The organism is Streptomyces amritsarensis, assembly GCF_001953875.1.
GTDB classification, from domain to species: domain Bacteria; phylum Actinomycetota; class Actinomycetes; order Streptomycetales; family Streptomycetaceae; genus Streptomyces; species Streptomyces amritsarensis.
On sequence record NZ_MQUR01000030.1, the window covers coordinates 1 to 21,440 of the forward strand.

The 21,440-nt window shown below is 72.4% G+C and carries 21 protein-coding genes and 1 pseudogene; 7 read left to right on the top strand and 15 right to left on the bottom strand.

What is annotated here, in order from left to right:
- A partial coding sequence (locus AVW11_RS15220; RefSeq protein WP_076044251.1) for a peptidoglycan DD-metalloendopeptidase family protein occupies window positions 1–1,819 on the top strand: 1,819 nt, incomplete at its 5' end.
- A 106-nt stretch (window positions 1,820–1,925) separates the two neighbouring features.
- Window positions 1,926–3,662 carry a type IV secretory system conjugative DNA transfer family protein gene (locus tag AVW11_RS15225; RefSeq protein WP_076044252.1) on the top strand — a complete coding sequence of 579 codons (1,737 nt, stop codon included), beginning with the start codon at window positions 1,926–1,928 and terminating at the stop codon, window positions 3,660–3,662.
- 45 nt (window positions 3,663–3,707) lie between these two features.
- Here AVW11_RS15225 and AVW11_RS15230 read toward each other — a convergent pair whose 3' ends face one another.
- From AVW11_RS15230 to AVW11_RS37405, 5 genes are read right to left on the bottom strand one after another with little or no spacing between them, the layout of a single operon-like run.
- Entirely contained in the window at window positions 3,708–3,986 is a 279-nt protein-coding gene (locus AVW11_RS15230) for a hypothetical protein (RefSeq protein ID WP_030838710.1), read from the bottom strand.
- A 49-nt stretch (window positions 3,987–4,035) separates the two neighbouring features.
- On the bottom strand, window positions 4,036–4,533 hold the full coding sequence (locus tag AVW11_RS15235) for a DUF5956 family protein (RefSeq protein ID WP_076044253.1): 498 nt from the start codon (window positions 4,531–4,533) through the stop codon (window positions 4,036–4,038).
- A 59-nt stretch (window positions 4,534–4,592) separates the two neighbouring features.
- Window positions 4,593–5,177 carry an HD domain-containing protein gene (locus tag AVW11_RS15240; RefSeq protein ID WP_030838717.1) on the bottom strand — a complete coding sequence of 195 codons (585 nt, stop codon included), beginning with the start codon at window positions 5,175–5,177 and terminating at the stop codon, window positions 4,593–4,595.
- Between the two features lie 6 nt (window positions 5,178–5,183).
- Window positions 5,184–6,485, bottom strand: a complete 1,302-nt coding sequence (codA, locus tag AVW11_RS15245) for a cytosine deaminase (protein ID WP_276209080.1) — start codon at window positions 6,483–6,485, stop codon at window positions 5,184–5,186.
- Between the two features lie 39 nt (window positions 6,486–6,524).
- Window positions 6,525–6,692 carry a hypothetical protein gene (locus AVW11_RS37405; protein ID WP_158076137.1) on the bottom strand — a complete coding sequence of 56 codons (168 nt, stop codon included), beginning with the start codon at window positions 6,690–6,692 and terminating at the stop codon, window positions 6,525–6,527.
- Between the two features lie 86 nt (window positions 6,693–6,778).
- Between AVW11_RS37405 and AVW11_RS15250 the strand changes: the two genes are divergently transcribed.
- Together AVW11_RS15250 and AVW11_RS15255 are read left to right on the top strand one after the other, a co-directional pair.
- Complete coding sequence (locus AVW11_RS15250; protein ID WP_076044254.1) at window positions 6,779–8,590, top strand: S9 family peptidase; 1,812 nt, start codon at window positions 6,779–6,781, stop codon at window positions 8,588–8,590.
- Between the two features lie 37 nt (window positions 8,591–8,627).
- Window positions 8,628–9,479, top strand: a complete 852-nt coding sequence (locus tag AVW11_RS15255; protein ID WP_079250634.1) for an SURF1 family protein — start codon at window positions 8,628–8,630, stop codon at window positions 9,477–9,479.
- On the opposite strand, the gene AVW11_RS15260 is transcribed toward AVW11_RS15255, so the two are convergent.
- The 7 genes from AVW11_RS15260 to AVW11_RS15290 form a co-directional block, all read right to left on the bottom strand.
- Complete coding sequence (locus AVW11_RS15260; RefSeq protein WP_030838729.1) at window positions 9,446–10,540, bottom strand: hypothetical protein; 1,095 nt, start codon at window positions 10,538–10,540, stop codon at window positions 9,446–9,448. The two genes, AVW11_RS15255 and AVW11_RS15260, sit on opposite strands and share 34 nt — an antisense overlap.
- Window positions 10,537–11,271, bottom strand: coding sequence for a SigE family RNA polymerase sigma factor (locus tag AVW11_RS15265; RefSeq protein WP_078094763.1), 735 nt, complete (start codon window positions 11,269–11,271; stop codon window positions 10,537–10,539). Before AVW11_RS15265 ends, AVW11_RS15260 begins: the two co-directional genes overlap by 4 nt.
- Before the next feature lie 169 nt (window positions 11,272–11,440).
- Complete coding sequence (locus tag AVW11_RS15270; protein ID WP_076044256.1) at window positions 11,441–12,517, bottom strand: aspartate-semialdehyde dehydrogenase; 1,077 nt, start codon at window positions 12,515–12,517, stop codon at window positions 11,441–11,443.
- On the bottom strand, window positions 12,514–13,788 hold the full coding sequence (locus AVW11_RS15275; protein ID WP_030838740.1) for an aspartate kinase: 1,275 nt from the start codon (window positions 13,786–13,788) through the stop codon (window positions 12,514–12,516). Before AVW11_RS15275 ends, AVW11_RS15270 begins: the two co-directional genes overlap by 4 nt.
- A 120-nt stretch (window positions 13,789–13,908) precedes the next feature.
- Complete coding sequence (locus AVW11_RS15280) at window positions 13,909–14,556, bottom strand: DUF5063 domain-containing protein (RefSeq protein ID WP_076044257.1); 648 nt, start codon at window positions 14,554–14,556, stop codon at window positions 13,909–13,911.
- Window positions 14,549–15,148 (bottom strand): recombination mediator RecR, encoded by a 600-nt coding sequence (recR, locus tag AVW11_RS15285; protein WP_030010802.1) that lies wholly within the window; start codon window positions 15,146–15,148, stop codon window positions 14,549–14,551. Before recR ends, AVW11_RS15280 begins: the two co-directional genes overlap by 8 nt.
- 52 nt (window positions 15,149–15,200) lie before the next feature.
- Window positions 15,201–15,545 carry a YbaB/EbfC family nucleoid-associated protein gene (locus tag AVW11_RS15290; protein WP_076044258.1) on the bottom strand — a complete coding sequence of 115 codons (345 nt, stop codon included), beginning with the start codon at window positions 15,543–15,545 and terminating at the stop codon, window positions 15,201–15,203.
- A gap of 291 nt (window positions 15,546–15,836) precedes the next feature.
- Here AVW11_RS15290 and AVW11_RS15295 point away from each other — a divergent pair, with 291 nt between their 5' ends.
- Complete coding sequence (locus AVW11_RS15295) at window positions 15,837–16,586, top strand: SLATT domain-containing protein (protein WP_030838746.1); 750 nt, start codon at window positions 15,837–15,839, stop codon at window positions 16,584–16,586.
- Window positions 16,587–16,736: 150 nt separating this feature from the next.
- On the opposite strand, the gene AVW11_RS15300 is transcribed toward AVW11_RS15295, so the two are convergent.
- From AVW11_RS15300 to AVW11_RS15310, 3 genes are all read right to left on the bottom strand, one after another.
- Window positions 16,737–17,387, bottom strand: a complete 651-nt coding sequence (locus tag AVW11_RS15300) for a hypothetical protein (protein ID WP_030838749.1) — start codon at window positions 17,385–17,387, stop codon at window positions 16,737–16,739.
- A gap of 165 nt (window positions 17,388–17,552) precedes the next feature.
- Complete coding sequence (locus AVW11_RS15305) at window positions 17,553–18,218, bottom strand: GntR family transcriptional regulator (RefSeq protein WP_030838752.1); 666 nt, start codon at window positions 18,216–18,218, stop codon at window positions 17,553–17,555.
- 265 nt (window positions 18,219–18,483) lie between these two features.
- The gene (locus tag AVW11_RS15310) at window positions 18,484–19,842 is read right to left on the bottom strand and encodes an aspartate aminotransferase family protein (RefSeq protein WP_076044259.1); all 1,359 of its coding nucleotides are present in this window, start codon (window positions 19,840–19,842) and stop codon (window positions 18,484–18,486) included.
- Window positions 19,843–20,160: 318 nt separating this feature from the next.
- On the opposite strand from AVW11_RS15310, the gene AVW11_RS15315 reads away from it, so the two are divergent.
- The gene (locus tag AVW11_RS15315; protein WP_030838758.1) at window positions 20,161–20,790 is read left to right on the top strand and encodes a DJ-1/PfpI family protein; all 630 of its coding nucleotides are present in this window, start codon (window positions 20,161–20,163) and stop codon (window positions 20,788–20,790) included.
- Window positions 20,783–21,250: pseudogene (locus tag AVW11_RS15320) on the top strand (MarR family winged helix-turn-helix transcriptional regulator); the annotation flags it as partial. The gene AVW11_RS15315 and the pseudogene AVW11_RS15320, both read left to right, overlap by 8 nt.
- Window positions 21,251–21,440 lie beyond the last annotated feature (190 nt).

Consider the following 21,440-nt stretch of genomic DNA (forward strand, 5'->3'; position numbering starts at 1 on the left):
CGGCCTGGGCGGTGGTGCCGCCCAGGCCGCCTGCGGCGACTACGGGGAGAACGCGGCGGCGGGCAACACCGGTGACAAGGCGGCGACGAACCCGATCATGCCCGCCGGCAAGATGTACCTGCCGAGTGACACCGCCCGCGACGAGATACCCCCGAGAATGATCCTCGCCTCGATGCGTGCAGCCGCGCGCTACGAGGGCCTCGACTGGACGATCATCGCCGGGCAGATGTACCAGGAGACCAAGTACGGCCAGGACAAGTCCGCGGCCCCCGGCGGCGACAACGGCATGGGCTACAAGGGACTGCTCCAGTTCGGTGATGACGCCTGGCACGACTACGGCGACGACGGCAACGGCGACCACCAGGAGGACCGCTACAACATCGACGACGCGGCCTACGGTGCGGCCAACTTCATCCACGCGCTGAAGGTGGAGACCAACGCCTGGGACGCGCTGCTCACCTACTCCGGCTCAAGCAAAAGCAACACCGTCTACCCCCGCGTGGTCCTCACCCAGGCCGCCCGCTACCGCGGCACCCTCACCGGCGACAAGGACCTGATCAACCGCTGGTACGCGCACCTGAAGACCACCGTCGAGCAGAACCCCGGCTTCCCCGTCCTCGGACAGGACGCGGACATCCCCGAGCCGGTCAACAACAACGCCCAGCCGAGCGAGGCGCTGAGCATCCGCTCCTCCGGCCCCCGCAGCTGGTCCACCCCGCCCCTCGGCGGCGGGCAGGGCACGACGACGGCCATGGCGCCGGTCGCGTTCTCCCGCCCGCTCGCGGCTCCGTTCCGCCCGGACGACCCGCCCGCGACGGCCGGAGGCAAGGACTGGCAGTGGCCCCTCAAGGAGGGCTCGTACAAGGTCGGCACCAAGTACCACGCGCAGGGTCCGCACTGGAGCCTCGGCTACCACACCGGGCTCGACCTGGAAGCGTCCGTCAGCACCCCGATCTACGCGCCGGCCGACGGCAAGGTCGTCAAGCTCGGCAGCGGCGGAGCGTACGGCAACGAGACCCGCCTGGAGCACGCGGGCGGCGTCATCACCCTCTACGCCCACCAGAGCACGGTCTCGGTGAAAATGGGCGACACCGTCAAGCGCGGCGACCAGATCGGCGCGGTCGGGCTCACCGGGAACACGACCGGCGCCCACCTCCACTGGGAGGTGCTGATGCCGGGCGTCGACGACCCCTTCCGCAGCGGCCAGGACAACGGCCCCGGCCAGGTCGACCCGCAGGCATGGCTGGCCGGGAAGATCACAGCGAGCCCGGACTACGGTGGCGTGCCCGGCGGCAACGGCAACGGCAAGGACGCCGAGCACCGCGACTGCGCCAAGAACGGCAAGGGCACCGCCGTCCCGCCGGACGGCCTCGGCTCGACCGGGCCCCTCCCCGACGTCGACGACCAGGTGGTGCGGGCGGCGCTCGGCTGGGCGCAGCGCGGCATCGGCAAGCCCTACGTCTGGGCGGCCGGCCGTCTCCAGGGCGACAACCCCACGTCCTTCGACTGCTCCAGCTTCACGCAGTGGATCTACTACCAAGCCAGCGGCGGAAAGATCAACATCGGCTACACCACCTACGACCAGCAGCCCAACCTCACGCCCTACAAGGTGGACCTGAGCCAGTCCAAGCCGGGCGATGTGATCTTCTTCCAGCCCAGCTCGGCGGGTTCCGAACATGTCGGCATCGTCTGGGACCCGGCCCAGCACACGATCCTGCACGCCCCGAGGCCGGGCAAGAACGTCGAATTCAGCAACTGGGAGTGGCAGGGGCAGATCACGGGCGTCTACCGGGTGCCGACCGGAGGGCAGTTCCCCTGACCGGGCCGGCAGGCCTCGCGGCCTGCAGGCCCTCCCCCGCCCGGAACCACCAGAAGAAGGAAATGCCGATGTCCGCCACAGGACCGGCGGAAGGAACACCCTGACGATGGCCACCGAACCGCAGAAGAAGCCGCGCGCCGAAGACGACTGGACGTGGGAGATCGTCCTGCTCGTGGTCGGCTCCCTGGCCCTCCTGTCCGCCGCCTGGCTCGCCGCCCGCCTCGGCGCGTCGTTCGTCGGCGAGCCGGATCCGCCCGGCAACCCCGTGTCCTTCGCCGTGGCCCTGGTCACGGGCGACTACGCGTGGCCGGGCGGCGCGGCCAACGCCATCGCGGCGGCCGAGGCCCTGCTGGTCGCCGGGCTGGTCACCGCCGGCTATCGGATGCGCCAGCGGCTGCAGAACAGGCCGGACGTGGACCGCGCCGCCCGGCACATGGTGGACGGCACGGACCTCGGCAAGCTCACCATGAAGGGGGCGGCGGCCACCGCAGAGCGCCTCGGCGTACAGGCCCAGGTGCCCGGCGTGTTCATCGGCCGGTCGGTCAAGGGCAGGCAGCCGCTGTTCGGATCCTTCGAGGACATGCACGTCGACATCTGGGGCCCCCGTACCGGCAAGACGACCCGGCGCGCCATCCCGGCGATCCTGAACGCCCCCGGAGCGGTCCTCGTCACCTCCAACAAGCGGGACATCGTCGACGGCACGCGCGGGCCGCGCCAGGCCCGCGGGCAGGTGTGGGTCTTCGACCCGCAGCAGGTGGCCCAGGAGCCGCCGACCTGGTGGTGGAACCCCCTCTCGTACGTCACCGACGTGGCCAAGGCCCGCAAGCTGGCCGACCACTTCGCCTCGGGCTCGCGCGACGCCGATGCCTCCACCGACGCGTTCTTCGACCCCGCAGGCCAGGACCTCCTCGCCAACCTGCTGCTCGCGGCGGCGACCGCCAAGGCGCCCCTCACCCAGATCTACACCTGGCTGTCCAACCCGAAGGACGACACCCCCGAGCGCATCCTGCGCAGCGCCGGGCACACCATGCCCGCCGACTCCCTGTCGGGCGTGATCACGGCTCCCGACAAACAGCGCAGCGGCATCTACGGCGTCGCCCAGCAGATGGCGTCCTGCCTGATCAACCCCGAGGTCAACAAATGGGTGACCCCGATCGGTCCGGCCGACGGCCGCCCCGAGTTCGATCCCCGCGAGTTCGTCCGCACCGGCTCGACCCTCTACTCGCTCTCCCGTGAGGGCAGTGATTCCGCAGGCCCGCTGGTGACGGCGCTGACCGTGGCCGTCGTCGAGGCAGCCGAGGAGTACGCCACGACCCAGCGCGGCGGCCGGCTCTCGCTCCCGATGGTCGGTGTCCTGGACGAGGCGGCGAACGTCTGCCGCTGGCGCGCCCTGCCCGACCTCTACTCGCACTACGGATCGCGCGGCATCGTCTTGATGACGATCCTCCAGTCCTGGGCCCAGGGCGTCGAGGTGTGGGGTGACCGGGGCATGGAGAAGCTCTGGTCCGCCGCGAACATCCGGGTCTACGGCGGTGGCGTCTCCGACACGCGCTTCCTCGGCGACCTCTCGGAGCTGGCGGGCGAGTACGAGCTCCGCGAGTACTCCGCGACGCAGGAGGCCGAGTTCGGCGGCTGGTCCGGCAACCGGACGGTGAACGAGTCGGTCCGCCGCGAACGCGTCCTCCAGGTCTCCGACCTGGGCGCGATGCCCCCGGGCCGCGCCCTCGTCCTGGCCTCTGGCGCCAAACCGGTCCTCGTGGAGACAATCCCCTGGTGGGAAGGCCCCTACGCCCGCGAGGTCAAGGCCTCCCTGTCCAAGTACGACCCCGGGGCCGCCCGCTGAAACAGCCCCCGCGGACCTGACGCCTCCGGTGATGCCCGGGGCTCGTCAGTAGAGGCGGGGAGACATGATGTGGGGCTCTGTCGCCGGGGCCTCGAAGACGCAGCGGGGGATGCCCGGGCCGGGGGTGGCGCGGACGGAGACCTTCGTCGGGGGGTCCGTCGGGAGCTCGACGCGGACGGTCACGGGGTGGTCGTGGTGGGTCGTCGCGTGGCCCGTCTCCTTGCCATCGACCAGGACCTCGACGACCGCGGTGCGGCCGGTCTGGACCGTGGCACTGACCGAGTGGCCCGCGTGGTCGATGTGGAAGTGGTGCCGCCGCCTCATGAGACCGCCTCCCGCCGCTGGCCCCCACCACCAGGGTAGCCAATACCCCCTAGAAGCTCTCGTGGAGTGCGGCCAGCTCCGTGCGGGCCAGGGCCGGGAGGTCCGGGGCGGAGGGGGCCGCCGCGGCGAGGGCGTCGAGGTGGTCGAGGACCGCGGCGACGGTGGTGAAGGGGCCGACCGGGCGGAGCAGCCAGAGCCGGCCCCGGGGGCGTGGCGGGAGGCCGAGCGCGGCGAGGGCCTCGTCGGCCTCCCGGTCGAGGTCGCGCAGGTCGGGCTCGGGCAGGGGGGCGCACTCCACCCCGGTGATGTGGCCGCGGCCGTCGAGCGCGGTGTCCACGGCCCAGTGGGTGGAGCGGTCGGGGATCCAGGTGCGGGCCGCCGCCGGCCAGACGTACGGGAGGAAGACCCAGCGCAGGTCCTCGGGGGCCGGCTCCCAGCCGAGCACCTCCAGCTCCCGCATCTCGGGCAGCCGGTCCGCCTCCAGTTCGCTGCGGCCGGTGCGGCGCTGTGCCAGCGGGTGCGGTGTTCCGTCCTCGTCCCACGACATGCGGGCACGCTATCCGAAGCGCCACCGGATCCGCGTGACCTGCGCCGCGGCCGCCCGCGTCACGCGTCCAGGGGGTTGGCCGCGATGCGGGCCGCCGCGCCGCCCGCGACGTAGCCGGCGGCCGCGCAGTCGGGCTTGCGCTGCGCCTGGTCCTCGACGAGGGCGGTGAAGACGGGGCCGAAACCGGCGCGCGGGTGGGCGGCGAGCAGGCGGGCCGTGAAGGACGGGTCGAACTCGGCGAGGCGCAGGCCGGAGACGTCGGCGCTGGTGCCCACCTGGAGGAGGTGGCTCTCGGCGTCCTCGGCCGCGCCCACGTCGTCCCGCATGTGCAGGACGATGATCTCCTCGGCGCGGGCCCGGCGGTCCGCCGGCCAGCCCAGGCCGGCCGTCAGGACGCGCGCCACGTGGCCGCCCGCCTCCTCGAACGGCAGGGTGTGGCTGTCGAACGGCGCAGTCAGGCCCAGGTCGTGCAGGAGGGCCGCCACGTAGAAGAGCTCCCGGTCGTACTCCAGGCCGTGGTCGGCCGCGTACCGCGCGCCGAAGGCGTAGGAGCGCACGGAGTGGTTCAGCAGCGCCGTGTCCGCGTACTCCGACGCGATGTCCAGGGCGGCCCGGGCTGAGTTGGTGTCAAGCGTCCACGTCATGGGACGTCAGCGTAGGCGGGGGCGGAAGTCGACGTCCGACGGGGGCTCTCCGGGCCAGGACAGCCGAATGGGGGCGGGCGGGGTCTCGGCGAGGACGGAGCCACGCGAGACCACGTACCGGGGGCGCACCTGGCGGCGGATCGCCTCCTCGGGGGAGGGCGCGGGCAGGACGACGAAGGAGGCGGGGGCGCCGGCGGTGATGCCGTATTCGTCGGCGCCGAGGCCGAGGACGCGCGCCGCACGGTCCGTCACCATCGAGAAGGCCACCGGGATGTCGTCGGCGCCGGTGAGCTGGGCGGCGTAGAGGCCGACGAGGGCGGTCTGGAGGGGGTTGGCGGTGCCGAGGGCGTTCCAGGGGTCCATCACGTCGTCGTGGCCGAAAGCCACGTTGACCCCGGCCGCCAGCATCTCCCGGACCTGGGTGAGGCCGCGCCGCTTGGGGTAGGCGTCGAAGCGGCCCTGGAGGTTGAGGTTGGCGAAGGGGTTGGCGACCAGGTTGATGCCCGAACGGGACAGCAGCCGCTGGAGTTTGAAGCTGTAGGCGCCGTTGTAGGAGCCCATGGCCGTCGTGTGGGAGGCGGTGGCCCGCTCGCGCAGGCCCGAGCGCAGGGCGAGGGTGGCGAGCACCTCCACGAAGCGGGACTGCTCGTCGTCGATCTCGTCGCAGTGGGCGTCCACCCGCAGGCCGTGTTCCTCGGCCAGCGCGAAGGCGGTCCGCAGCGAGGCGACGCCGTCCTCGCGGGTGTCCTCGAAGTGCGGGATCGCACCGACGACGTCCGCGCCGCGCGCGACGGCCTCGCGCAGCAGCGCCTCGCCGTCGGGGAAGGAGACGATGCCCTCCTGGGGGAAGGCGACGATCTGCAGGTCCATGACGTCCCGCACCCGGTCGCGCACTTCGAGCAGCGCGTCGAGCGCGGTCAGCGACGGGTCGGTGGTGTCGCAGTGCGTGCGCACGTGCAGCACGCCGTTGGCGGCCTGCCAGCGCAGCACCTCGGTGGCCCGCGCGATCACGTCCTCGCGGGTCAGGGTGCGCTTGCGCTCGCTCCAGCAGGCGATGCCCTCCCACAGGGTGCCGGAGGTGTTGGGCCGCGGCTCGCCGGCGGTCAGCGCCGTGTCGAGGTGGATGTGGGGTTCGACGAAGGGCGCGGTGAGCAGGCCGCCGTGCGCCTCGACGAGGAGGCCGGTGGCCGGCGGTTCCTTCTGGTCGTCGTAGGGGACCACCCGCGCGATGCGGCCGTCCTCCCCGACCTCGATGTCGGACAGGCCTGAGGTGTGGAGCAGCCGGGCGCCCCGGACGATCATCCGCATGGCGCCAGCGTACGGACGAAGGCGGTCGGCCGCGCTTGTTCAGCCGCGCTTGGCCTGGGCCTTCTGCTGCATGCCGCGGGTCTTCGCCGCGGTGGAGTGCGGGTCCTTGAACGCGGCCTTCGCACGGGCCTCGGCAGCCGTGTTCTTCGCCTGCGCACGTTCGGAGTCCTGGTGCATGTGGTGGCCGCTGCGGGCCTTCTTGGCCATGATCGTTCCTCCTTGGAGTACGGGTCCACTGTGCGCCCGTTCGGAGCAGTCGGCATCCCGGGGACCGCTGCGGCAACAATGGGCGCATGACCAGCGACAGCGAGATCACCCCCGGAACACCCGACTGGGAGAAGCGGTTCCGTGCGCCGCGCGTCGGGCTGCCCGAATGGGCCGAGGACGCCCCGGACCGTTCGCTCTTCGTCTCCAACGCGACCGGCACCTTCGAGATCTACGCCTGGGACCGCGCCACCGGTGTGCAGCGGCAGGCCACCGACCGCCCCAACGGCACCACCGACGGCACCCTCTCCCCCGACGGCGAGTGGATCTGGTGGTTCTCCGACACCGACGGCGACGAGTTCGGCACGTGGGTGCGCCAGCCCTTCGCGGGCGGCCCCGACGAGCCGGCCACCCCGGGCCTGGAGCCCTCGTACCCGGCCGGCCTGGCCATCGGGCGCGACGGCACCACCGTGGTGGGGCGCTCGACGGACGAGGACGGCTCGACCATCCACGTGGTCCGCCCGGACGGGAGCGAGCCGACGGTGGTCTACCGGCACCGGGAGTCCGCCGGCGTCGGCGACCTGTCGCGCGACGGCACCCTGCTGGCCATCGAGCACACCGAGCACGGCGACGCCATGCACTCGGCGCTGCGCGTGCTCACCCTCGACGGGACCACCGTCGCCGAGCTGGACGACTCCCGCGGCGGGACCGAGGAGCTCGGCCTGGAGGTCCTCGGCTTCGCACCGGTCCCCGGCGACACCCGGCTGCTCATCGGCCACCAGCGGCGCGGACGCTGGGAGCCGCTGGTGTGGGACGTGGCCACCGGCGCCGAGCAGGAGCTCGCGATCGACCTGCCGGGCGACGTCAGCGCCGAGTGGTATCCGGACGGCTCCGCGCTGCTGGTCGCGCACAGCTTCGAGGCGCGCAGCGAGCTGTGGCGCTACGACCTGGCCGCGGCAGAGCTGGTACGCGTGGACACGCCGCCGGGGACGGTGTCGGGGGCCACCGCGCGGCCCGACGGGACGGTGGAATACCTGTGGTCCTCGGCCGCCGAGCCCTCGGCGGTGCGGTCCACCGCGGGCGGCGTCGTCCTGGACCCGCCGGGCCTGCGGCCGCCGGGCTCGGTGGCGGTGGAGGACGCCTGGGTGGAGGGTCCGGGCGGCCGGATCCACGCGCTCGTGCAGCGGCCGGCGGGCCACGGCGACGGCCCCTTCCCGACGATCTTCGAGATCCACGGCGGGCCGACCTGGCATGACAGCGACGCCTTCGCCGCGACCCCGGCGGCCTGGCTGGACCACGGCTTCGCGGTGGTCCGGGTCAACTACCGCGGCTCGACGGGCTACGGCCGGGAGTGGACCGACGCCCTCAAGCACCGGGTCGGCCTGATCGAGCTGGAGGACATCGAGGCGGTCCGCGCGTGGGCGGTCTCCTCGGGCCTCGCCGACCCGGAGCGGCTCGTCCTGTCGGGCGGCTCCTGGGGCGGGTACCTGGCCCTGCTGGGGCTCGGTACGCAGCCCGACGCCTGGGCCGTGGGCCTGGCCGCCGTACCGGTCGCGGACTACGTGACGGCCTACCACGACGAGATGGAGGCACTGAAGGCCCTGGACCGCACCCTCTTCGGCGGTACGCCGGAGGAGGTCCCGGACCGGTTCGAGGCGTCCTCACCGCTGACGTACGTGGACCAGGTGAAGGCCCCGGTCCACATCGCGGCCGGCGTCAACGACCCGCGCTGCCCGATCCGGCAGATCGACAACTACGTGGACCGGCTGGCGGCCCGCGGGGCGGTGCACGAGGTGTACCGCTACGACGCGGGGCACGGTTCGCTGGTCGTGGAGGAGCGGATCAAGCAGGTCCGGATGGAGCTGGAGTTCGCGCTGAAGCACCTGCCCGCCCGACCCTGAGGACCGGTGGCCGGTGCACCCCCCGTACCGTGGTGGGGTGCACCGGTTTCTCCTGACCCCGCGCTGGTGGGGGATCAACGTCTTCGTCGCGCTCGCGGTCCCCTTCTGCCTGTTCATGGGGTCCTGGCAGCTCGGCCGGTTCGAGGCGCGTGTCGACAGCCACCGGGAGGCGACCTCCGAACGGCCCGTCGACCAGGTGGCCGCCCCGCTGGACTCGCTGCTGCCGGTCGACACGCAGACGTCCGGACGGCTGGCTTCCGCCTCCGGGGAGTACGCCGAGCAGATGCTGGTGCCCGAGCGGCGGCTCGACGGGGCGTCCGGTTTCTACGTCCTGACGCTGCTGAAGACCGACTCCGGCAAGGCCCTCCCGGTGGTCCGGGGCTGGCTGCCGGGTGCGGCGGACCCTGCGAAGGCGCCGGCCGCGCCGACGGGCCGGGTCGAGGTGACCGGAGCCCTGCAGGCCTCGGAGAACTCCGGCACGAAGGGGGTCCACGCCCAGGGCGGCCTGCCCGCCGGGCAGCTCGGTGTGATCGCCGCGGCCACGCTGGTCAACATCGTCCCGCACGACCTGTACGACGCCTGGCTGACCGTGCAGACCCCGGCGGACGGGATGCTTCCGGTGCCTGCCCAGGCGCCGACGAACACCGGTCTCGACCTCAAGGCCTTCCAGAACCTCGGCTACACCGGCGAGTGGTTCGTCTTCGTCGCCTTCGTGCTCTTCATGTGGTTCCGGCTCTACCGCCGTGAGGTGGAGACGCTCCGCGACGCGGAGGCGGGCCTGCTCGACCCCGCCGGAGACGCCGAACCCGCCGAAGCCGCTGAAACCGCAGGTCCCGCCGGTCCCGCCGCGCAGGATCAGTCGTCGACCGGGATCGCGCCCGTCCGGTAGACCGTGCCGCCGCAGGCGTCGGGGATCGTCGTCCGCGTCGTCGGTGCCCCGCTCGTCCGGGGCGTGTGGGACACCTCGACGACGCTCGGCGCCTGGGGCGTGCCCGTCTGGGGCTCCGACGCCGCCCCGCTGCCCGGAGCGCCCGACGTGCCCGCCGAGCTGGTCAGCGGCGGCTTGGTGCTCCCGTCCGAGCCGTTCGCCGCGCAGGGCTCGCCCGGCGGCACCCACGCGAAGCGGACCTCGTAGGACTTGTTCGGCGGGAGCACCACCGTCGACGCCTCCGCCGACGGGTCGGGCAGCAGCCCGCTGCCCGGGCCGCCGGCCGTGTGGCCGACCACGGCGACCCCGGAGCCGGGTACGAGCGTCGCGACGGGCGCGGAGGCCGCGGTCACCGTGTCCCGGCCGGCGACGGAGCAGCCCTGCGAGGAGACGTTGGTGACCCGGAAGCCGCCGGCCACCCGGCCGTCGCCCTCGGGGTTGCGCACGTAGCCCACGACGCCCAGCTGCTCCGCCCCGCACCCGGGCACGCCCGGCGCGGCCACCGGCGGCAGCGGGCCGGTGCCCGCCGCCGGACCGGACCCGGAACCGGCCGGTCCGCCCGAGGCGCCGGTGCCCGCCGGGCCCGAGGTGGAGCCGCCGGTCGTGGCGCCGCCCTGGGAGGGATCGGGCTGCCCGGTGGCGCCTCCCGCGTCGAGGGAGCCGCTGTGGGAGCCGCCGGCCTTCGGGTAGGACCCGTGTGCGTTCTGGTGCGGGTCGGACGTGTCGCCCTGCTTGTCGCCGGCGTGCGCCTGGTGCCCGGCCATGGCCTGGCGGTCCGCGGCCGTGCCCTCGCCGCCCGCGAGGTGCAGGGCCGCCGGGATCGCGGTCCCGGCGAGCAGCGCGGCCGCGGCCGCGCCGACGACGGCCCGGCGCCTGCGGGCCCGGCGCCGCGCGGGCACGGCGTGCACGATCCGCTCCAGCGCGTCCTCGGAGGGCTGGATGCCCTCGACGGCGCCGCGCAGGAGGATCCGCAGCTCGTCTTCGCCGCTCGCGCCGTCCGGCGCTGTGTGGTCGTCCATCATGACTGCGCAGCCTCCATCGCCACCCGCAGCGCGGCAATGCCCCGCGATCCGTACGCCTTGACCGAGCCGAGCGATATCCCCAGCGTCTCCGCGACCTGGGCTTCCGTCATGTCCGCGAAGTAGCGCAGCACCAGCACCTCGCGCTGGCGGCGCTGCAGTCCCCGCATCGCCTTGATCAGGTCGTCCCGCTCCAGCTGGTCGTAGGCGCCCTCTTCGGCGCTCGCCATGTCCGGCATGGGCTTCGACAGCAGCTTGAGGCCGAGGATGCGCCGGCGCAGGGCGGAACGCGAGAGGTTCACGACGGTCTGGCGCAGGTACGCCAACGTCTTCTCGCGGTCGCGGACCCGGTTGCGTGCCGAGTGCACGCGGATGAACGCCTCCTGCACGACGTCCTCGCAGGAGGCGGTGTCGTCGAGGAGCAGCGCGGCGAGGCCGAGGAGCGAGCGGTAGTGGGCCTGGTAGGTCGCCGTGAGGTGGTCGACGGTGGTGCCGGGCACCACCTCGGCCGTCTCGTCCTTACCGCTCGCGTCCGCCTCGTCGCCGTCGCGCTGCGCGGGCACGAGGCCGCCCGGGACCGGTGCGGCAGTCCGTGCGGGGGCCTGCGGGGTCCCCGACGGCGGGACGGGAACGATCACGGGAAGACCGCCGCCGGGCGTGCGGAAATCGCGGCGCGGCGGGAGGATCCCCGTGCGTGCCGGTAGGACGGCCAGTTCGAGCAGTGCCTCTGCCACGCCTGTAGGACACGCGTCCCCCCGTCAGGGTTGTACGCGCGGGGAAGCCTCACCGGAGAAATCCGTATTGTGCTCATGCATACCCGCTCTTCCCGATTGCCCCGTCCAGCGAAACGGCAGTCGGGCCATCACCTTGATCAAGGGATCGGCACCGATCCTACAAAGCGAATTACGCAAATTCACCTGCGATCAGTTCCGCGATCTGCGTGGCATTCAGTGCCGCCCCTTGGCGGAGATTGTCCGCGCACACGAAGAACTCCAGCGCGTACGGGTCGTCCAGCGAGGCCCGCACCCGCCCCACCCAGGCAGGATCCGTCCCGGCGGCGTCCACGGGTGTGGGGAACTCCCCCGTCGCGGGGTCGTCCACGAGCACCACGCCGGGCGCGGCCTCCAGGATCTCCCGGGCGCGCGCGGCCTTGACCTCGTTCTCGAAGCCGGCCCGCACCGTCAGCGAGTCACCGGTCAGCACCGGCACCCGGACGCAGGTCACCGACACCGGGAGCGTCTCCAGCTGCAGGATCCGGCGGGTCTGCGCCCGTACGGCCAGTTCCTGCGAGGACCAGCCGTCCTCGTTCAGCTCGCCGCACCACGGCACGACGTTGAGGGCCAGGGGGCCCGCGAAGGGGCCGGTGTCCTCGCCCACGGCACGGCGCACGTCGCCGGGCTGCTCGCCCAGGGACGTCCCGGCCACCAGCGACAACTGGCGGCGCAGCGCCTCGGAGCCGGCCCGTCCGGCCGCGCTCGCCGCCTGGTACGTGGACACGGCCAGCTCGATCAGGCCGTACTCGGCGTGCAGCGCACCCAGCGAGGCGATCATCGCGGCGGTGACGGTGTCCGGGGCGGCGACGATCCCGCGCGGCCGGATCCGTGCCGCGCCGGCGTTGATCTCGGGCACCACCAGCGGCACCTCGGGATCCTCCCGGAAGGCGGCGGACTGGTCGACGACGACCGCGCCGCGCGTGGTGACGACGGGCGCCCACCGGGCCGAGACCTCGGCCGGGGTCAGGAAGAGCGCGACATCGCCCGGCCCGAGGCCGTCGAAGGCGTCCTCGGTGAGGGCGAGCACCTCGCACTCCTGCCCGCGCACGGACAGCATGCGGCCGGCCGAGCGCGCGGAGGCGATCAGGCGTATGTCGCCCCAGACGTCCGCCCGCTGGGACAGCATCCGGAGCAGGACCGCCCCGACTGCTCCGGTCGCCCCGACGACGGCGAGTGCCGGAGCCGGGGTCGACCGGGCGGCGGTCATCGTCCGGTGCCTCCGTAGACGACGGCCTCGTCGCTGTCGGAGTCGAGGCCGAAGGCCGTGTGCACGGCGCGGACGGCCTCGTTGACGTCGTCCTGGCGGGTCACGACCGAGATGCGGATCTCCGAGGTGGAGATCAGCTCGATGTTGACGCCGGCGTCGGACAGCGCCTGGAAGAAGGAGGCGGTGACGCCCGGGTTCGTCTTCATGCCGGCGCCGACCAGGGAGATCTTGCCGATCTGGTCGTCGTAGCGCAGGGAGTCGAAGCCGATCGCGCTCTTCGCCTTCTCCAGGGCGTCGATGGCCTTGTGGCCCTCGGCCTTGGGGAGGGTGAAGGAGATGTCGGTGAGGCCCGTCGAGGCCGCGGAGACGTTCTGCACGATCATGTCGATGTTGATCTCGGCGTCCGCGATGGCGCGGAAGATCGCCGCGGCCTCGCCCGGCTTGTCCGGGACGCCGACGACCGTGATCTTTGCTTCGGAGACGTCGTGAGCGACTCCGGAGATGATGGCGTGCTCCACCTGCTCGTCCCCTTGCGGATTCTCGTTGCTGACCCAGGTGCCCGGCAGTCCAGAGAAGGACGAACGGACGTGGATCGGGATGTTGTATCGGCGTGCGTACTCGACACAGCGGTGCAGCAGCACCTTGGAACCGGAAGCCGCCAGCTCCAGCATGTCCTCGGAGGAGATCCAGTCGATCTTCCGGGCCTTCTTCACGACGCGGGGGTCCGCGGTGAAGACGCCGTCGACATCGGTGTAGATCTCGCATACCTCGGCGTCCAGCGCCGCGGCGAGCGCCACGGCGGTGGTGTCCGAACCGCCGCGGCCCAGGGTGGTGATGTCCTTGGAGTCCGCGGACACACCCTGGAAACCGGCGACGATGGCGATGTTGCCCTCGTCCAGCGCGGTGCGGATACGGCCCGGCGTGACATCGATGATGCGCGCCTTGTTGTGGACCGAGTCGGTGATGACGCCTGCCTGGCTGCCGGTGAACGACTGGGCCTCGTGGCCCAGGTTTTTGATCGCCATGGCCAGCAGGGCCATGGAGATCCGCTCTCCGGCGGTCAGCAGCATGTCGAATTCACGCCCGGCAGGCATCGGGGAAACCTGCTCGGCGAGATCGATCAGCTCGTCCGTCGTGTCGCCCATCGCGGACACCACGACGACCACTTGGTGGCCGTTCTTCTTGGCATCCACGATCCGCTTGGCGACGCGCTTGATGCCCTCGGCATCGGCTACGGAGGAGCCTCCGTACTTCTGCACGACAAGGCCCACGTGCGCTCCTCGCTCAGTCCGTCTCATTGCTGGTGCAGTGTAACGAGCGCCCGGGATCCGGCCGCCACGTACCACATCATGAGACGAACAGATCAAAGTCCGGGTTCCCGCGCCGGAGGGTCACATGCGGCCCAGGCCGCCGAGCTCCTGCGCCATCACCTGTCCGGCCTGCTCCGCGAGGTCGTCCTCGGTCAGGTCCTCGTCGGTGTCCAGGCCGTCCAGGGCCGCCAGCGGCTGGTTCAGGCGCACGTGCGAGATCAGGGACTGGAGGGCGCGCAGCGTCGCCGAGGCCGTCGGGCCCCAGTTGGTGAAGTACGAGAACTGCCACCACCACAGCGCCTCCGTGATGCGGCCCGCCTGGTGGTGGATCAGGCCGTGCCGCAGGTCGGCGACCACGTCGGCCAGGTCGTCGGAGATCCGGTGGGCGACGGGGACCTTGCGCGGCTCGTACGGGTCGAAGACCTCGGAGTAGACGTCGACCGGCTCCAGCATGATCGCGAACCGCTCGCGCAGGTCGTCGACGTCCGGCTCCGGGCCGAGGTCGGGCTCGTAGCGCTCGTCGGGCAGCACGTCCTGGTACGCGCCCAGCCGGCCGCCCGCCAGCAGCAGCTGGGACACCTCCAGGAGGAGGAAGGGCACCGCACTGTCGGGGTCCTCGCCCTTGGCGACCTCGGTGACCGCGACGATGAACGACTCGATCTGGTCCGCGATCGAGGCGGCGAAGTCGTCAGGATCCTGGCCGAGAGCGTGCAGCATTGCGTCAGACATCGAGAAGTCGCCTTCCTTCAAAGGCCCGCCCCAGCGTGACCTCGTCCGCGTACTCCAGATCTCCCCCGACGGGGAGCCCGCTGGCCAGGCGGGTGACCTTCAGGCCCATGGGCTTGATCATGCGGGCGAGGTAGGTGGCGGTCGCCTCGCCCTCCAGGTTCGGGTCGGTGGCGAGGATCAGCTCGGTCACCTCGCCGTCCGCCAGGCGCGCCAGCAGCTCGCGGATGCGCAGGTCGTCCGGGCCGACGCCCTCGATCGGGCTGATCGCCCCGCCGAGGACGTGGTACTTGCCCCGGAACTCGCGGGTCCGCTCGATCGCGACGACGTCCTTCGGCTCCTCGACGACGCAGATGACCGTCGTGTCCCGGCGCGGGTCGCGACAGATGCCGCACCGCTCCTCCTGCGCCACGTTCCCGCACACGGCGCAGAAGCGGACCTTGTCCTTGACCTCGAGCAGCGCGTGCGCGAGGCGGCGGACGTCGGTGGGCTCGGCCTGCAGGATGTGGAAGGCGATCCGCTGCGCGCTCTTGGGCCCGACGCCGGGCAGCCTGCCCAGTTCGTCGATCAGGTCCTGGACCACGCCTTCGTACAACGGACTGCCTTCTTTCGCTTCGTCGGATGGGAGGGACCGGGGGAATGTACTGCTAGAACGGCAGGCCGGGAATCCCGCTGCCGCCGCCCAGACCCTGCGCGAGGGGGCCCAGCTTCTGCTGCTGGAGCGCCTGGGCGTTCTCGTTGGCCGCCTGGACCGCCGCGACCACGAGGTCGGCGAGCGTCTCCGTGTCCTCCGGGTCCACCGCCTTCGGATCGATCACCAGCGCGCGCAGCTCGCCGGAGCCGGTGACGGTCGCCTTGACCAGGCCGCCGCCGGCCTGGCCCTCGACCTCGGTCCGCGCCAGCTCCTCCTGGGCCGCGGCGAGGTCCTGCTGCATCTTCTGGGCCTGCTGGAGCAGCTGCTGCATGTTGGGCTGGCCACCACCGGGAATCACAGGGCACTCACTTCCGTACGTCGGTACCGTCGGGACCTTCGCGGCCGAAGAGACCTTCGGAACGCTTGGTCAATCCGAGCCTACGTGCTCCCCGGGCGCCGCGCCCTACGCCGTGAGGACCAACTCTTTCGAGTGAGAGTCGGGGCGTACGCGTACCTGCTGGAGACCTCCTTGCGAGCGGAAATCCCGGGATTCGTTGTCCATCGCCCGTCATTCGAAGGTAGGAAGAGCATGCGCATCATTGCGCACACGCGCACCACCACACGTCAGCGCAGGCAGAGGGAGTGCCGGGTGAGCCAGCCGGAGATGCAGCCCGAGGGGCCACCCCGGGATCCCCGGGAGGAAGGCGGCGGGCCGATGGCGGCGGGCGATCTGACCGGCCGGCCCTTCCCCCTCGGGGACTGGGGGGAGCCCGCCGAGCGGCTCGACGAGCTCTACCGGCGGGTCGAGGCGGACGCGCTGCGCACGGCCGAGTGGTACCTGTCCGACCGGGCGTGGAAGCGCCGCGGGGCGCGCGTCCTGCGCGTCGGCGCGGCCCTGGGCGCCGTCACGGGCGCGGCGATGCCGGTGCTGGAGCTGACGGGCTCGGCGCCGGGCGGATCGACGTACGGTTACCTGGCGCTGCTGCTGGGCGCTGCCGCGCTGGCCTGCGACCGGTTCTTCGGGCTGACGTCGGGGTGGATGCGGGACGTGGCCACGGCCCAGGCGGTGCAGCGCAGGCTCCAGACACTCCAGTTCGACTGGGCTTCGGAGAACGTCCGCGAGGTGCTCGGGCCCACCGAGGGCACCGCCAGCGAGGCCGCCGAGCGGTGCCTGACCGTGCTGCGCCGCTTCTCCGAGGACATCACGGAGCTGGTGCGGTCGGAGACGGCGGACTGGATGGTGGAGTTCCGGTCCGGGCCCGCGCCGCTGGTGATGCAGTCGCTGGGGGCGTCCGGGGCGCGCGGCGCGGACGCGTACATCCCGCCGGCCCGCTTCCCGCTGCCGCCGGGCACCCGACCGAACATGCCGCGGCAGCGGCCCCCGGAGCAGCCCCGCTGAACCGGTGGAGGGGGCGGGCCGGTGCCGCCCCGCCCACCGGTGCGGGGACGGGCCGAGGTGCGGGTCGGGGTACGGGTGCGGGTCGGGGTACGGGTACAGGTCGGGGAGCGGCCACGGGTATTGCCACCGGTACGCGTGCGGGGCGCCGGCTCAGCTGAAGATGATCATCGATCCCTGTCCGAGGCTGCGCGTCGCCGCCGCGTGCAGCCCCAGCCAGACGTGCCGCTCGCGGGCGAAGGGGCTGCCGTCGTACGGGATCGGTCCCGCCGGCTCCTCCAGCGACGTCGGCCGCCCCGGCGGCGCCGGAGCCGCGGGCGGGTTCCCCGGGTCTATCCCGATGGCGGGAGCGACGAACAGCAGCTCCCGCAGCAGCCCCTGCGCGGACCCCAGCGGCCCGCCTCCGGCCAGCAGCTCCTCGTTCGCCAGGGGCGCCGGGAAGTCGACGGGCACGTAGGCGCCCGCGTGGTCGTAGTGCCACACCAGGTGCGACTGCTGCGCCGTGGGCTCGAACATCTCCAGCAGCTGTTCGTAGTCCCCGCCGAGCTCGTCCACCGGGGTCACCGGCAGGCCGCAGAGCTGGAGCAGGTAGGCCCGTCTGAGGAAATGCAGTGCGTCGTAGTCGAAACCGGCGACCGGGGCGACGTCCCCGCTCAGACCCGGCATGTACGCGAACACGGGCACGGACGGGAGTCCGGCCTCACCCAGCGCCTTGTCGTACGAGGCGATCTCTTCCGCGAAGGGGTTGTCGGGGCTGTGGCACAGCACGTCGACAAGGGGGACCAGCCACAGGTCACAGGCCACACGGCCTCCGATCAGTCGTTGTCGCCGATCAGGCCAGCGTAGTGCGCCGGACACCCTCCGCGAAGGGGTGCGCAGAACTGGGGGGCGGGGCGGGGCCGGGCGGGGGCGGGGTGGTGGGGCGGTCGGCGGATCAGGGTCGGCCAGCCTTGGGGGGCCGGCAGGGGCTCACAGGCGTGCGGCCCAGGCCAGCGCGTGCTCGTTGTAGCCCTGCACGATGCGGCGTACCGCGTCGGCGTCCGCCAGGGTCACGGCGTCCACCAGATCGCCGTGGCCGTCCCAGAGGGCTTCCCGCAGCTGCGGCTCGCGCTGGAGGTGGGGGACGGCGAAGACCCAGCACTGCACGCGGATCCGGTGCAGGAACTCGGTGATGTAGGTGTTGGCGACCAGCCCGCTCAGTTCCCGCCAGAAGCGCAGGTCGTAGCCGATCAGCACTTCCAGGGAGCCGCTCCGGGCCGCCTTGCGCGCCTCCTCGCCGCGGCGGCGCACCGACACCAGCATCTCGCCGGAGCCGGGGGTGGCACCCTGCTCGGCGAGCCGGCGGAAGATGCCGTCCACGACCAGCGAACGCGCCTCGATCATGCCGCGGAAGTCGTCGACCGAGAAGATCCGCACGCGGAAGCCCCGGTGCTGGACGAGCTCCAGCAGCCCCTGGGCCGAGAGGTCCACGAGCGCCTCGCGCACCGGGGTCGCGGAGACCTCGTACTGCTCGGCTATCTGCTTCACCGTGAACTCCGTGCCCGGAGGCAGGCGTCCCGCGAGTACCTCGTCCCGCAGCGCGTCCGCGATCTGCTGGCGAAGTGTGTTGCGGGTGACAGCTCCGCTGCCTGGCATAGGGGTCCGTCTCCTGTCGTAGAGCTGCGGACACCATAGGCCAGACAGCGAGGCCGAAACCGGACGGTTGGTGGGGGTTATGTGTGGATCCGACCGCCTGTGAGGACGAGAATCACACCGTCGCGAACCGGCCACCGCCACCAACCGCCCGCCCCCCGTACGCGGCGGGCCGGCCCGGATCGGCCCGGTCGGCCGGCCCGGCCGGTCACGCGGTGGGTTGGCCGGTCACGCGGTGGTGTGGCCGGTCACGCGGTGGGTTGGCCGGTCACGCGGTGGTGTGGCGGTCGGCGACCGTCAGCGCCTCGTCCAGCAGGGCCAGGCCCTCCTTCGCCTCAGCCTCCGAGATGGTGCAGGCCGGCACGACGTGGGTCCGGTTCATGTTGACGAAGGGCCACAGGCCGGACGCCTTGCAGGCCGCCGCGAACTCGGCCATCGGGGCGTTGTCCGCACCGGCCGCGTTGTACGGGACGAGCGGCTCGCGCGTCTCCTTGTCCCGTACGAGCTCAAGGGCCCAGAAGGCGCCGAGGCCCCGGACCTCGCCGACCGAGGGGTGGCGCTCGGCGAGCTCCGCGAGAGCCGGGCCGATCACGTTCTCGCCGAGGTGGGCGGCGTGCTCGACGACACCCTCCTCCTCCATCGTGTTGATCGTCGCGACGGCGGCGGCGCAGGCCAGGGGGTGGCCGGAGTACGTCAGTCCGCCGGGGTAGGGGCGGGTCGCGAAGGTCTCGGCGACGGCGGCCGAGATGGCCACGCCGCCGAGCGGCACGTAGCCGCTGTTGACGCCCTTGGCGAAGGTGATCAGGTCGGGGGTGACGTCCCAGTGGTCGGCGGCGAACCACGCGCCGGTGCGGCCGAAGCCGGCCATGACCTCGTCGAGGATGAAGACGATGCCGTGGCGGTCGCAGAGTTCGCGGACGCCCGCGAGGTAGCCGGCGGGCGGGACCATGATGCCGGCGGTGCCCGGCACGCTCTCCAGGATGATCGCCGCGATCGACTGCGGGCCCTCGAAGGCGATGGTGTCGGCGAGGTGGGCGAGGGCGCGCTCGCACTCCTCGGCCTCGGTGCTCGCGTGGAAGGCGGAGCGGTAGAGGTACGGGCCCCAGAAGTGCACGACCCCGGCGGCGGCCGTGTCGGACGGCCAGCGGCGCGGGTCGCCGGTCAGGTTGATCGCGGCGGCGGTGGCTCCGTGGTACGAGCGGTAGGTGGAGAGCACCTTCGCCCGGCCCGTGTGCAGACGGGCCATGCGGACGGCGTTCTCGACGGCCTCGGCGCCGCCGTTGGTGAAGAAGATCTTGTCCAGGTCGCCGGGGGTCCGCTCGGCGATGAGGCGTGCGGCCTCGGAGCGGACGTCGACGGCGAAGCCGGGCGCGAGGGTGCACAGCCGGGCGGCCTGCTCCTGGATCGCCGCGACGACCTTGGGGTGCTGGTGGCCGATGTTGGTGTTGACCAGCTGGGAGGAGAAGTCGAGGTAGCGCTTGCCCTCGTAGTCCCAGAAGTAGGAGCCCTCGGCCCCCGCGACGGCGAGCGGGTCGATCAGGGCCTGGGCGGACCAGGAATGGAAGACATGCTTCCGATCTGCGTCCTTCACGGCGGCAAGGGTGTGCGGGGTGGCATGAGGGGTCATGACGTCACGCTAGGAGTGCGCAGGTGGGGAGGGATATCGGCGGACTGTATGGGGGTGGCGGGCCGGTCTCGGCAGTCTGTCTGCGCCTCCGGAGCACCATCCCTCACATCTTGACAGCATCCTGTCGATATGACAGTCTCTTGTCATAGGCGCTTTACGTGGAAGCCCTCGCGGAACCCGGTACGGCCGGCCCGGGCGGGATGCACCACGAGCACCGTCGGCATCGCAGGCACCACGGGCACCACTCGCACCGCGGCACCTCGGCCACGGTGAGCGCCGCAGGCACCTGGCACCATCCGACGCTGGAGGCGAAACACCATGAGCGAGACCGCACACAAGCCCGTCCACCTCGCGGTCTACGACACGTACGCGGACTGGGAGACCGGCCACACCACCGCGCACCTCACCCAGCGCGGCCACGCCGTGCGGACGGTCGGCTTCGCGGCCGGAACGCCGGTCACCACCATGGGCGGCGTCCGCATCCAGCCTGACCTGAGCCTGGCCGATCTGCGACCGGAGGACTCCTCCCTGCTGATCCTCACCGGCGCCTCCTTGTGGGACGCGGGCGACGAGCTGTCGCCCTTCGCGGCGAAGGCGCGGGAGTTCCTGGCCGCCGGCGTGCCGGTCGCGGCGATCTGCGGAGCCACCGCGGGCCTCGCCCGGGAAGGCCTCCTGGACGACCGCAGGCACACCAGCGCGGTCTCCTTCTACCTGGCCGAACAGCCGGGCTACGCGGGCGCCGAGAACTACGTCGAGGCCGACGCGGTGACCGACGGGGACCTGATCACGGCGGGCCCGACGGAACCGGTCGCCTTCGCCCGCGAGGTCTTCGCCCGCCTGGACGTGTACAAGCCGGACGTCTTGGACGCCTGGTACGGGCTCTTCCACCACTCGGACGAGAGCGCGTACCCGGTCCTGATGGCGGCATCGGCGGCGGGCGATGCTTGAGCCGCCGCCGCCCGGGTCCCTCCGGACCCGGCAGGACCTGCTGAGCCGCACCGCACTCGGGGTGTTCCGGCTGAACGGCCAGTTCCTCTCCCTCTCCGAGGAGCTGGCACGGCCCGCCGGGCTGACCGCCGCGTGGTGGCAGGTCCTGGGAGCGGTGCTGCGCGAGCCGCTGCCCGTCGCGGGCATCGCCCGGAGCATGGGCATCACCCGGCAGAGCGTCCAGCGCATCGCGGACCTGCTCGTGGCCAAGGGCCTCGCGGAGTACGCGCCGAACCCGGCGCACCGGCGGGCCAAGCTACTGCGCCCGACGGAGGAGGGCCGCGCGGCGGTGGACCGGATCGGTCCGGGCCACTCGGCCATGGCCGCCCGCCTCGCGGCGGAACTGGGCGACGCCGCCTTCGCGGAGACGGTCCGCGTCCTGGAGCGGCTCGCGGCGGCGCTGGACACGCTGCCGGCACCGCGCGACCCCGCTGACCCGTCGGAACCGTCGGAACCGTCCGGATCGGCTGAACCGTCCGCACCGTCCGGGTCGACTGAACCGCATGGTTCGACTGAACCGCCTGGTTCGGCTGAACCGCCCGGCCGTTCCGATCCGGCTGCTCCGGCTGATCCGGCTGATCCGGCGGCCTGAGTTCGTCGGGCCTTCGGCC